We start from the raw sequence: 10,413 nt of genomic DNA on the forward strand, positions 1-10,413 counted from the left end.
GGGACGCCGGCCCGAGAGATTCCTGCCCCGGCGCGCCTTTCGAGAAAGATCCCCACATTCGAGTTGATGAGGCTGTCCATGGCTTTCGTTTTCGATGAGAGAACCGCACCTGATCTCGCGAACTGGCGTCAGAGCGTCAGATTCTGGATGGTGGATGGATCCAAACGAGCGCCCTGCCAGATAGGCTTTTCCACGCTGCGCGAACTCGGTCCTGAGCGGCTCGAAAACGACAGGCAATGTCTCGCCCAGTTCTACCTTCACTGCGCTGTGATCGCGACGGCCGCCGGGCGTCTGCTCGCAGCAGGCGCTTCTGACGGCAATTCGATCGTGCAGATCATGCTCGCGAACCTTGCCTGAGAGGCGGCAGCGGGCATCCATCACAGTAGCCTCCCTGCTTGGTCCTCGGCCTCCGCACGCTGGCGGAATTCTGCCTCCATCTCTTCGAAGATGCCGATCTGAAACGCGGCTTCGGCTTCGTTCATGGAGCCGGCAGCGACGCGGGTCGCATAGACGCGGCGGCGGAGGCCGAGCTCGCGGGCTAGGGCCTGCTGCTTCTGGCGGGCGGTAAAGCGATCAGCCATGGCTGCGCTCCCCAACAATCCCGTTGCGCTTTGGAACCAGGCCGTTGCCGCGGCATTGAACATTGCGAGCGTTCCGCGTCGGCGATCTGCCAGCAGCGCTTACCACCGCCTCTTTCCTCGCCCTCAAATTCATGGGGCAAAGAGCTATGTCTTTCATTTTCGACGAACGAACCGCGCCCGATTTCGAGCACGGGGGGAAGAGCATCCGGTTCTGCATGGTCAACGGTAACGAGCGGGCGACCTGCCAGATCGGACGCGCGACCCTGAACGAACTAGGTCCCAAGCCGATCGAATCCGACAACGAGTGCCTGGATCGGTTTTTCCAATATCGCGGCCGGATCGCCGCCGCCGCTACGCGCCTGCTCAGGATCGGAGTGCATAGGGGCGGCACGATCATACAGATCTTGCGGGCTAATATGGGGTGAGGGTCAGCCATTCGCCCCTCCATTCGCCTCATAGGCGAGCATGCGGGACTGGTGGCCGGGCTTGTCACCCTTGCGCAGCCACCTGAGGTGACGTCCTTCGTGGCCAATGCGCCAGATGAAGACGGAGAAGTCCTTGGTGTCGGGACAGTCGAAGAACGCAGCGGCGAGATCCGCACGCATGAGAGCCGGCCATGCGCCATGGGGCGGGAACCGAGCTGTCTGAGCCCGCGTCACTTGCGCCTCCATTCGTGCGGCCAGTCTCCGTGCGGCTTCGCTTGCGGGTCGGCGCCGTAGATGCGGCAATCGAGAGCCCGCCAGATCAGCCAGCCGATTCCGATCAGCACGATGAGCGCCGCGGCAATGTGATCGTATTCGCTCATCGTCTCACCCATTGGCCTGAGAGCTTCTGTTTCCAGCCGGAGGCTCTGGAGCCGGGCAGGGGACGGCGCGACGGCGCCTTGAGGCCGCGATAGTTGGCCTCGCGGCGGCGGGCTCGCGCGATGTCCGTGGCGTCGCCCGAGGTCTTCAGGCGATGGCAGGGCTTGCAGAGCGGGCGCAGGTTCTCTTCCGTGTCATCCCCGCTGATCGCCAACGGGATGTGGTGATCGAATTCGACGCCTTTGATGTCGGTCGGGCGGAAGCACATCTGGCAGGTCTTGTTGAACCGCTCCCAAATGCGAGTGCGCTCCTTTGTTCCGATGTGGCGCCGGATCACGCTGCGGCCCTCCCGAGCTCGACCGGGTCGGTCCCGATCATCGCGGCCAAGAGGCTCAGGACAGCATCCTTGCTCTCCTGGAAGCGCTGCTTGCCCATCGCTTTCATCGACTGGCTCTCGGCCGTGTAGACGGTGACGACGCTGTCGCGGACGGTGACGACGGCGTAGGTATCCATCGGCTTGACGAAGGCGGCGAGGCGCTGGGCTTCGGCCTTGCTGGAAGCGACGATGTCCCGGTGCTGGTGATAGCCCGCGCGGATCAGGCACCACTTGCGAAGATGCTCGCTCGTCGGGAACTGCTCGACGAGGTTCTCCGGCAGGTTCTGCCAAGCCTCGTTGACGGAGGCGAAGAAGTGGGCGTGCGACTTCGCCGAACGCTGCTCGATGGCTTCGAGGTTGTAGACTTCGCCATAGACGTATTCGGCGTCACAGCGCTTCGCGAAGCCAGGGAGCGGCACCATCATATCGCCGTTCCAACGGAAGGGGATGACGGCGTTCATCACGCCACCTGCTCGGCGCCGCGCATGGCGCCTTCCATCATCTTCTTGACCTCCAGAGCATCCCCTGGCGATCGCGCCCAGAATTCCCGGAGCGAGTGACGGTTGCGGCTCTCGAAGAGGCCGATTGCCGAGACTTCCTCGCGGTTGCGGTCGATGAAGGCTGCGACGCGATCGGCAACCTGGCCCACCGGAACCGGCTCAAGCTGTCCCTCAGGCTCGAACTGAAACATGATCGATTGCCCCTGGCCGATAGCCGCCAGGCGCTTCTCCGCGGAGCCGGCCTCGGCCGCTTCCCAAGCGGTTATCTCGGCCGCGCGACTGCGGTCGACCTCCTCGGCGGCATAGACGTTGCTGAAGTCATCCGGCCATGCCTTACGGAGCGCCAGAGCCTCCGCGACCTTGGCCAACATGAGCCGGGGCATCTTCCCCCAGTTGCCAGTGGTATCTAGCTTGGCGCGAACGTCTCCGATCGGCACCTTCTTCTTCTTCGGCTTGCCGCTGTCCGGCCAAGTCTCGCCCGTGTCGACCCACTCGTAGTCGTCGGCACTCCGCTTGATCGGCGCATACTCGTCCCAGTAGGCGGAGGCCGTGACCTTGTGCCACGCGCCATGCGAGTGCTTCCAGACGCGTACCGTCGCCTTCACCAACCCGATCGGATTGGTGTCGGGGTTGATCGCGGCGGGATCGATTTCGTAAGTCGGCTCGTCCTCATCCGGGCGGTAGGCGCCGGTGCGGTCTGCGATCGCGCGGAAGCCGTCGATCGCGACGATGATCGACATGCGTCGCTTCTCGGCGTCAGTCTTGGAGAACACGAACGCATAGATCTGCCGGCGCAGCGGGTCGAGCCGGAGATGCCGGGCGGTATGGACGAACAGATCGAATTCGTCCTGGTTGGTATCCGCGGCTACTGTCTTGCGGATCAGTGCGAGCTGCGCGTTGCTGAAATCGGCCGGGCGCAGGGAAACGACAGCGTTCATCGTCACGACCTCCGAATGCTGATGGTGTTGCCGCCATTGGACAGCGTGGCGCCCTTGACTTCGCGGCCCTCACGGAGCGCAGCGGACAGGGCGGTCTGGTCGAGCTTCGGCGGCTGGGGCTTGAAGAACTCGGCCGGGATGTCGGCCTCCTCGGTCACGATGGCCTTCGCCTTCACCGCCGAGAGCGTGACCGTTCCGACATCAAGCTCCATCGTCTTGCGCCCGGCGATCTCCAGCGCCGTGCAGATCAGCGAGCGCTTGAGCTTGGCGCGGTTGGCGAGGCGCTGCTTGCGCGCGGCGAGCTCCGCCTCATAGCCCTCGATGCCCTTCGCGAGCGCCTCGTCCTCTCCGATCTCGCCGAGAAGCTTCGAGACGATCCACTCGAAGTCCATCTCGCCTTCGAGCGTGTCGCGGATGAAATCCTCGTCGCCTTGGGCGAGGTCGGCGATCTGCTCGCGGAGCACCTTGGCGGCGTCCAGCTCACGCTGAACCTTGGCGATATCGCTGTGCGCGTTCATGCCGATTTCCTTTCGGGGACAGTGCGGCCTTGCTCGCGAGCGAGGTTGGCGATGACGTGGTCGTGCAACTGGCGGCGAAGAGGCTCGACCTTGCGGTGACACCGCGAATGCTCGGCGATCTTCTCCCGCAGGCTCACGATCTCCGGGCTGGTGACGCGGAGACGGCGATCGATGCGGGCGGCTTCCTTCGCTTTGCGTCGCTTGGCGAGCATCGACCGGAAGGAGGCGAGCGCCTGACGGGCGAGACGGCGGATCATGCCAAGGTGCTCCACCCGACCAGCCAGCACCCGCCGATGACGAGCAGTAGCGCGGCGGCGAGGTTGCCAAGGCCATCGACGATGCGGGCGACAGGAAAAGGCATTCCAGAATGAAGCTACGGCTCTTGAGGCGCGTCTTGCGCGTGTTGAGGCGGCGTTGCTCGCGCTCGACCCGGATTTCCATAGCGGGTCGGTTGATGCGCTTCGGCGCGCTCAACGTCCGGCTCGGCAAGTTGCTGGCGAGGTGAGGCGATGAGTGACGATCAGGTCAAATCCATCATCGAACGCGTCCAGCGTCTCCAGGAGGAGAAGCGCACGATCGAGGACGACATCAAGGAGGTCTACGCCGAGGCCCGCTCGAACGGCTACGACGTGAAGGTGCTGCGCGCCGTCGTGAAGCACCTCGGCAAGGATCAGGAGGAGGTCGCCGAGTTCGATGCGATCTTCGATCTGTATCTGCAATCCTATCTGAATGCCGATAAGCCCTCACGTGCGCACGTGGCGCGCGACGCGGGTGCGCATACACGTGCGACCCATCCGAATGCACAGCAGAGGCCCTCTAACCGCGATCTAAGCGCGGTCGACGAGCCATCCTCGGAGGCAGGTCCGCAAGCCGAAGCCTCCCTTGCCGGCACAGGTAGCGAGACGCTTGCGGGTCGAGAGGGCCACACCGAGGAGCATCCGGGCTCTATGCCGGAGATGGGCGTGCGAACCGCCCAGCCAAATTCCGAGCAGCCATCCGGGGCAGGTACCGGAAGTGCCGTGAGAGCCGGCGCGCCAGAGCCCGGATGGAAACTCCCACCTGCGAAGCCGCTGCGGCCGCACTGCCAGCGACCGGATTCCTGCGGCAGCTACGGCTCCAAGCACTGCGGTGAGTGTGAGCGGGCGGCGAAGGACCAGGGCGACGGAGACGAAGCCGGCGTTCCGGCCTTCATCCGCAAACCCCACGATCACCATTCCTTCGGAGATCAGGCATGAGCGCGGTTTTCGACTGGTCGACCGTAAGTGACCACAGCCTTGCCCAGCTCGCCCGCGAATTCAGCGCGTCGCAGATCGCCGAACAGCTCGGGTGCTCTCGGAATGCCGTGATCGGCCGCTGTGCTCGCCGCGGCATTCGCCTGAGCCGTTATCTCGCGCCGCGCGTCGAGCCGATCGTCCGCGCTGCCACGAGACGCGCGACAGACCGTCAGAGATACCATGCCAAGCGCGCGAAGGTGTTCGGCTTGCCGCCCGCTGCGGAGCTGATGGGCGTTCCGGTCGCGCCTGCTCCGGTCCTGGAACCCATCGCCAAACCGGAAACCGCTGGCGTCAGCATCATGGGTCTCCGCGACGGCCTATGCCGCTGGCCTCTCTGGGAAACCGACGCCCCGTCGGCGGAAAAGCGCTACTGCGGCTCCAAAACTGAAGAGGGCCGGGTCTACTGCGCCCACTGCGCGACGATCGCATATTCCCCGCGGCGGACCGAAAGCCTCGACAAGAAGCTCGGCATCTTCAGACTCCCGAGGGCGGCATGAACGAGGCCGCCACAAACTTCAGCCTCCGTCCGCTTCGGCTTCAAACGGCCCGCCCGCTGATGCTGATCGGGACTGGCCTCCCGGCTCGGCACGATGAGTTAGACGGTATCGGCGCGGCCGCCGCTCTTAGCCTGTTCCGCTCTGGCCTCGACAACGTCGATATAGCCTGGCGCCTCGAATGCACTCCCGCCGCAGCGGCCAACGCCATCGCTCGCGCTCGCGATGAAGAGCGCCAATCACAATGACCGTCACGCTGCAGATAGGAGACCACATGAACGACGACGTTCAGATGCTGAAGCTCCGCGTCAGCAAGTTCCCCCCCCGAATTTTGAAGGACCCGGAGGCGGCAGAACTCGCCCTCAAGAACACTGGCTGGAACTGCGATCTTCTTCAGACGCACCTACAAGATGCGATCGCATTCGCCGTTCAGACGCGCCGCGATTGGCTCGCCGCGCGCCGTGCGCGACGGAAGGCGGAACGCGAAGCAGACAAGGCTTGGCGCGTGCAGCATTTAGCAAGAGCATCTGAGGCCGCCTGATGACCGCCAAGCGGAAGCCAGAGCCGAAGCCGATGCAGCGCGACCCGATCATCGGCCGCCGCGTGCGCGTTCTCCGCGGCCCCTGCGCCGGCAAGACAGGAAAGGCCGTCAACTCCTTCCGCCAGCGCATAGCCACGCCTGACAGGGTGATGATCCAGATCGATGGCGGCTTGCCCGGCTGGCTGATTTCGGCCGTGCCTGAGGATATTGAGGTGCTGCCATGAGCAGCGCTTCATTACTGCTCGAAGTTATCTGCGGAAAGCGCAGCGATCATCTGTTCCTTTTGTTCGATCTCCAGCGTCGCCTGCCGCGTCAACTGAGAGCCTCGCTCGATCTCCGACGGGATCTGTTTCCAAAAATCATTCAGCCACGCCCTTGCAACAGCATTTGCGGATGGGCCCGCAGGAAGGTTGTTCAAGTGCATTTGCGCCAAGCTACGAGCTTCCGCCAGCTTTTGAGCCCAGATCGCGTAGTCATTGCTGGCTTTCGATTGTTGAAGCATCGCCAGTCCGATCGAGCTAGGAGGCGTCGAGCGGACGAAGGCGCGCACTGGGGCAAAATTCGTGTCTGTTGGCAGGTTTTTCATCTCCTCACTGAAGCTGCGGATCCGCTCTTTAAAAGCTGCAAGCGTTTCAATCTCTTGTCGGAGGCGTTGCATCTGAAAATTGCGCTGTTGGCGAGCCTGGTCGCGTGCTGCCCGACCATCTCTCGTGATCTGAATCTGGATGGAGTGCCAAGCTATCCAGGCGGCTGCAAGAGCGACGCTGGCGCCGATAAGCCCGGCCCATGCGGTCTGATAGCGGTTGATCCAGAACTCGGTGCAGGACGGCCCGCTCACAGCCATTATGCCTTTCCATGCCGTCTGCTCACAGGCATCGGCCATCCATGGCAGAATGTGAACGCCGGCCACGAAAATCAACGCGATCACGTAGGTGACCAGCTCGGTTCTGCTCGGAGTTTGCATCGGCTGACGCTGCTGCCGCGCACGCTCTCGCGCAAGTTGCGGGCGTCAGAGTTCCACAGCTTTACGAGGGCAGCATGAGCCTCGGGTCAGACACAAATGACCTGTTCCTGAAGGCTGCCCTGCTATTCGACCCAAGGGTGCAGATTCTTGAGCCGATCGAACTGCAGGCGCTCCTCCGGATCGTTTCGGCCTATGCTGCGACGCTAGTTTGGACCTACACCCCGCCGTCCTCCGAGGGATTACCCGACGATGACCGACGCCTAGCGCGGACGGCAGGGCTAAGTCTCGCGGAATGGCTGAGCGTGCGGGCGACAGTCGCACGGTTCTTTTCGATCACCGATGCGCGTTGGCGATTGCGCGAAGATTGGCTGCAGGTAACGCCTCAGCTTGGTACCAAACGGCCAGCGATTAGCGCGGCCAAAAGAGCATCTGTCCTCGCCACGTCGAACTATCGCTGCGGCTATTGCGGCACCGCGGACGGTCCGTTCGATCTCGACCACGTCATTCCGGTTTCTCAGGGTGGATCGAATGACGAAGAGAACCTGATAGCGGCCTGCTGGCGCTGCAACCGTTCCAAGGGCGGACGTACGCCCGAGGAGTGGTTGTCATGACACGCTGGTATCGTGCCTATGCCGGGACGGTGAAGGACGACAAGCTAGCCGAGGCGGCGATCGTTGCCGGGTGCTCACGCTCGGTCGCCATCGCCGTATGGCACGCGCTGCTTGAGAGCGCCGCGGAGACTGCTGACGGCGGGCGCTTCGAAACGACCCCGCGCCGCGTAGCAGCTATCCTAGGTGAGCCCGCAGCCAGCATCGAGGCGGCGTTTGCCGCCATGGCTGAGATTGGAATGATCGAGGCGGACGCGATCGCGGCCTGGAAGCGGCGCCAGTACGAGAGCGACAACAGCACGGAACGTTCTCGGAAGCACCGTGAGGCGAAGCGCAACGTCTCATCTGCTCACGGCAACGGCCATGCAACGTTGCAGGGACGTTTCGCAACGCCCCCAGATACAGAGACAGAGACAGATAGGTTCTTACCTGAATCCAAGAGCTCTACGACCAACGTTCGGTCGGTCGGCAAGCCGACGCGACCAGCCGCGGAGGAGAAATTCGAGGAATTCTGGAAGGCCTATCCCCATCGCGGCGAGGCGTCCGATCCGAAGAAACCTGCTCGGGAGAAGTTCGATCGCGCCGTGAAGCGCGGGGTCGACCCGGATGTCATCATCGGTGGTGCCAAGCGCTTCGGCGAAATCGAGCGAAGGGCAAACCGCGCCGGTACCGAGAAATGCGCCCAGGCCGTCACCTGGCTCAACCAAGAGCGCTGGCAGGACTACCAGCTGCCCCCGGACGATCAGCCGCCGGCATCCGTCTTCGTCGCCAGAGGCAGCGAGGAATGGGCCGCATGGTCTCGCCATCGCGGCAAGGAGCCAATCTCGAAATTCTATCCCGAGCACCGAACCGAGGGTTGGTACTTCCCCTCCCGCCTGCCTCCATCGATCGAGAGAGCCGCATGAGCAAGAGAAACCGCCGGCAGGACAAGGCCAAGAAGGCGACCGTGAAGGCTGCGGCCAAGCCGCCAGGCCCGAAGGAGCGGCGCGAGGTCATCACCCTCAATCCGGCGCCGACTGACTTGGACCTGTCTCCCGAGAGGAAGTGGTTCCTCGTCTACACGGGGCCGCGGTGCGAGGCGCGCGCTGCCGCAGGGCTAGAGGAGGCGGGATGCCAGACATTTTGGCCAAGTAGCCATAAAGTGGTGACGATCGGCGCGCGCGCGACGTTTGACGGGGATGTCGCGACCTTCGTGCGGTACCTCTTCGCTTCCGGCCCGCTGCTAACTGGTGAGGGCGAACCTCAACGCTTCATCGTGAAAGGGAAGCCGATCAGCAGCGTGTTCGACATCGACGGGGTTCAGGAGATCGCGAGCAACAGCCGAGGCTGGCTCCGCGTACCAAACGCTGTTCTCAAGGCGATTGCTGAGTATCAGAACAACATCGCACCCGAGAAGCCTAGGGCACCGGAAGCCAATTTCAAACCAGGCGACGAGGCCACCATTATCGACGGACCGTTCATGGCATTTCAGGCCACGATCGTCGAGGCTATCGGTCTTCACAGCGCAAAGGTGCTGATACGGTCGTTTGGCAATGAGATCCCGGCGACAATGAGCGTGGCGTCACTACAGGCGGCGTGACACGATCGCGTCAATCGCGTTCGCCCAAGAAACTCGCGAGGCCTTGTGGTTGGCGCCCGGAGGAGCGAGCGCCCGCGCGCCGATGACCAGCCGATCCGAGACTATGGAGACCTGCGCAGCCCTGTGCTGCGCCTTCCCGCCGAATAGAACTACCGTGGCAGAAGGCATGAGCTCAAGTTGACGCCGAAGATACAGCGGCGCGCACAACCTATCATTGAACGCGCCAATCTCCCGGTCGATGCTACAGAGCCTGCCTTCAGTGATCCAAACCCTTCGCAACTGCTCGTCGAATTCGCCGGGCCAGAGTTGGTCCATGACCCAGCGCATATTGCGATGGAACTGGTCTATGCCGTTTCGGTAACAGTTGTAGGTGTGCCCAACTGCTTCCTGCAGCAGTTGGCCGGCCGATGCGCCATCAGGATACGTCTCGCTCGGACCCGGGTGCCCCGGCTCCGCAACAACGAATATCGCTTCGACATCGCAGAGATCCCCGCTCGCACCCAAAAAGCCACGCGGGATGTGCCCAACTGATGGACGAAACTTCGCTTGCTTGCATGAGCCAAAATGCGGACAGCAATATGCCTCGCGCAGAACTTCGATTAGCGCATCATTCGGCAGTCGCATCTTCGCCCCCCCGGTGAACGTGAATTGCTACAGCCTATTTCGCAAGGAGCCGCGCAGCGTCAGTTGACAGCGTGTCGCAAATCAGCGAGAACAACTTTCATGGTTTGTTCGGTGTGTGTGCTCGCTTCGGCTGATGCTCCCCGAACCCCGCGCCGTCTTCCAGCGGCTCAAGCGAAGCTTTGCCCGGCGACTGCGGATGTATCAGCGCCAAGGGTAACAGGAGCCCGGCCTTAGCAGGTCGGGCTTTCTCGTATCAGCGACGACGGTAGATGAGGATGTTCCCGGTTTCCCGGCAGTAGCGCCTTATGCGGCATGGCTTGCCAACATCGGTGATGCGAACATCCACGGGCGTTCCGATCAGGCCGGACAGATGCTTTCCCCATTCGGGGGCGTTGAACATCCAGATTGTCGCCCGCGTGTAACGAAGGTCTTCGTTCACCGAGACCGCTAGGTCGATGTCACTATCAGGGCGGTTCGTCCCCTTGGCTCGGCTGCCGAACAGGCGGATCGCTCTCACGCGGTCCTGGGTCTTCGCCCAAGCGCGAATGGCTTCGATGTGTGCACGGTCCAGCGGAATTACCAACCCAATAACCTCTCACCCTTTGTCGCGAGT

The 10,413-nt window shown here is 62.9% G+C and carries 20 protein-coding genes; 10 read left to right on the forward strand and 10 right to left on the reverse strand.

Annotated elements, in window-relative coordinates; translation table 11 throughout:
* The first annotated feature begins 78 nt into the window (after positions 1-78).
* The gene (locus AC1DNE_RS02760; protein ID WP_476765493.1) at positions 79-357 is read left to right on the forward strand and encodes a DUF1488 family protein; all 279 of its coding nucleotides are present in this window, start codon (positions 79-81) and stop codon (positions 355-357) included.
* A gap of 20 nt (positions 358-377) precedes the next feature.
* Here AC1DNE_RS02760 and AC1DNE_RS02765 read toward each other — a convergent pair whose 3' ends face one another.
* A complete protein-coding gene (locus AC1DNE_RS02765) occupies positions 378-644 on the reverse strand; it encodes a hypothetical protein (protein ID WP_476765492.1) in 267 nt (88 codons plus the stop codon).
* 83 nt (positions 645-727) lie between these two features.
* Between AC1DNE_RS02765 and AC1DNE_RS02770 the strand changes: the two genes are divergently transcribed.
* Positions 728-1,006, forward strand: a complete 279-nt coding sequence (locus AC1DNE_RS02770) for a DUF1488 family protein (RefSeq protein ID WP_476765491.1) — start codon at positions 728-730, stop codon at positions 1,004-1,006.
* A gap of 3 nt (positions 1,007-1,009) precedes the next feature.
* Here AC1DNE_RS02770 and AC1DNE_RS02775 read toward each other — a convergent pair whose 3' ends face one another.
* From AC1DNE_RS02775 to AC1DNE_RS02805, 7 genes are read right to left on the reverse strand one after another with little or no spacing between them, the layout of a single operon-like run.
* Positions 1,010-1,186, reverse strand: a complete 177-nt coding sequence (locus tag AC1DNE_RS02775) for a hypothetical protein (RefSeq protein WP_476765490.1) — start codon at positions 1,184-1,186, stop codon at positions 1,010-1,012.
* Between the two features lie 50 nt (positions 1,187-1,236).
* Positions 1,237-1,386 carry a hypothetical protein gene (locus tag AC1DNE_RS02780; protein WP_476765489.1) on the reverse strand — a complete coding sequence of 50 codons (150 nt, stop codon included), beginning with the start codon at positions 1,384-1,386 and terminating at the stop codon, positions 1,237-1,239.
* Positions 1,383-1,721, reverse strand: coding sequence for an HNH endonuclease (locus tag AC1DNE_RS02785; protein WP_476765488.1), 339 nt, complete (start codon positions 1,719-1,721; stop codon positions 1,383-1,385). Before AC1DNE_RS02785 ends, AC1DNE_RS02780 begins: the two co-directional genes overlap by 4 nt.
* Positions 1,718-2,221: a hypothetical protein gene (locus tag AC1DNE_RS02790; RefSeq protein WP_476765487.1), complete on the reverse strand. Its 504-nt coding sequence runs from the start codon at positions 2,219-2,221 to the stop codon at positions 1,718-1,720. The genes AC1DNE_RS02785 and AC1DNE_RS02790 overlap by 4 nt, the downstream gene beginning before the upstream one ends.
* Positions 2,221-3,198 carry a phage recombination protein Bet gene (bet, locus tag AC1DNE_RS02795; protein WP_476765486.1) on the reverse strand — a complete coding sequence of 326 codons (978 nt, stop codon included), beginning with the start codon at positions 3,196-3,198 and terminating at the stop codon, positions 2,221-2,223. The genes AC1DNE_RS02790 and bet overlap by 1 nt, the downstream gene beginning before the upstream one ends.
* 2 nt (positions 3,199-3,200) lie before the next feature.
* A complete protein-coding gene (locus AC1DNE_RS02800) occupies positions 3,201-3,716 on the reverse strand; it encodes a siphovirus Gp157 family protein (RefSeq protein WP_476765485.1) in 516 nt (171 codons plus the stop codon).
* The gene (locus AC1DNE_RS02805; protein WP_476765484.1) at positions 3,713-3,973 is read right to left on the reverse strand and encodes a hypothetical protein; all 261 of its coding nucleotides are present in this window, start codon (positions 3,971-3,973) and stop codon (positions 3,713-3,715) included. Before AC1DNE_RS02805 ends, AC1DNE_RS02800 begins: the two co-directional genes overlap by 4 nt.
* Before the next feature lie 252 nt (positions 3,974-4,225).
* On the opposite strand from AC1DNE_RS02805, the gene AC1DNE_RS02810 reads away from it, so the two are divergent.
* The 4 genes from AC1DNE_RS02810 to AC1DNE_RS02825 all read left to right on the forward strand — a co-directional run bounded on the left by AC1DNE_RS02810 (position 4,226) and on the right by AC1DNE_RS02825 (position 6,249).
* The gene (locus AC1DNE_RS02810; RefSeq protein ID WP_476765474.1) at positions 4,226-4,951 is read left to right on the forward strand and encodes a DUF2312 domain-containing protein; all 726 of its coding nucleotides are present in this window, start codon (positions 4,226-4,228) and stop codon (positions 4,949-4,951) included.
* On the forward strand, positions 4,948-5,487 hold the full coding sequence (locus AC1DNE_RS02815) for a GcrA family cell cycle regulator (protein WP_476765473.1): 540 nt from the start codon (positions 4,948-4,950) through the stop codon (positions 5,485-5,487). Before AC1DNE_RS02810 ends, AC1DNE_RS02815 begins: the two co-directional genes overlap by 4 nt.
* A gap of 271 nt (positions 5,488-5,758) precedes the next feature.
* Entirely contained in the window at positions 5,759-6,025 is a 267-nt protein-coding gene (locus AC1DNE_RS02820) for a hypothetical protein (RefSeq protein WP_476765472.1), read from the forward strand.
* Positions 6,025-6,249, forward strand: a complete 225-nt coding sequence (locus tag AC1DNE_RS02825; RefSeq protein ID WP_476765471.1) for a hypothetical protein — start codon at positions 6,025-6,027, stop codon at positions 6,247-6,249. The genes AC1DNE_RS02820 and AC1DNE_RS02825 overlap by 1 nt, the downstream gene beginning before the upstream one ends.
* A gap of 11 nt (positions 6,250-6,260) precedes the next feature.
* Here AC1DNE_RS02825 and AC1DNE_RS02830 read toward each other — a convergent pair whose 3' ends face one another.
* A complete protein-coding gene (locus AC1DNE_RS02830; protein WP_476765470.1) occupies positions 6,261-6,989 on the reverse strand; it encodes a hypothetical protein in 729 nt (242 codons plus the stop codon).
* A 74-nt stretch (positions 6,990-7,063) separates the two neighbouring features.
* Between AC1DNE_RS02830 and AC1DNE_RS02835 the strand changes: the two genes are divergently transcribed.
* From AC1DNE_RS02835 to AC1DNE_RS02850, 4 genes are all read left to right on the forward strand, one after another.
* The gene (locus AC1DNE_RS02835; protein ID WP_476765469.1) at positions 7,064-7,600 is read left to right on the forward strand and encodes an HNH endonuclease; all 537 of its coding nucleotides are present in this window, start codon (positions 7,064-7,066) and stop codon (positions 7,598-7,600) included.
* A gap of 29 nt (positions 7,601-7,629) precedes the next feature.
* Positions 7,630-8,502 (forward strand): hypothetical protein, encoded by an 873-nt coding sequence (locus tag AC1DNE_RS02840; RefSeq protein ID WP_476765468.1) that lies wholly within the window; start codon positions 7,630-7,632, stop codon positions 8,500-8,502.
* Positions 8,499-9,176, forward strand: a complete 678-nt coding sequence (nusG, locus tag AC1DNE_RS02845; protein ID WP_476765467.1) for a transcription termination/antitermination protein NusG — start codon at positions 8,499-8,501, stop codon at positions 9,174-9,176. Before AC1DNE_RS02840 ends, nusG begins: the two co-directional genes overlap by 4 nt.
* 177 nt (positions 9,177-9,353) lie before the next feature.
* Positions 9,354-9,707 carry a hypothetical protein gene (locus tag AC1DNE_RS02850; protein ID WP_476765466.1) on the forward strand — a complete coding sequence of 118 codons (354 nt, stop codon included), beginning with the start codon at positions 9,354-9,356 and terminating at the stop codon, positions 9,705-9,707.
* 346 nt (positions 9,708-10,053) lie between these two features.
* Here AC1DNE_RS02850 and AC1DNE_RS02855 read toward each other — a convergent pair whose 3' ends face one another.
* The gene (locus tag AC1DNE_RS02855) at positions 10,054-10,383 is read right to left on the reverse strand and encodes a nucleotidyltransferase family protein (RefSeq protein WP_476765465.1); all 330 of its coding nucleotides are present in this window, start codon (positions 10,381-10,383) and stop codon (positions 10,054-10,056) included.
* Positions 10,384-10,413: the final 30 nt, after the last annotated feature.

This window comes from Allobosea sp. 05L423, assembly GCF_056397745.1.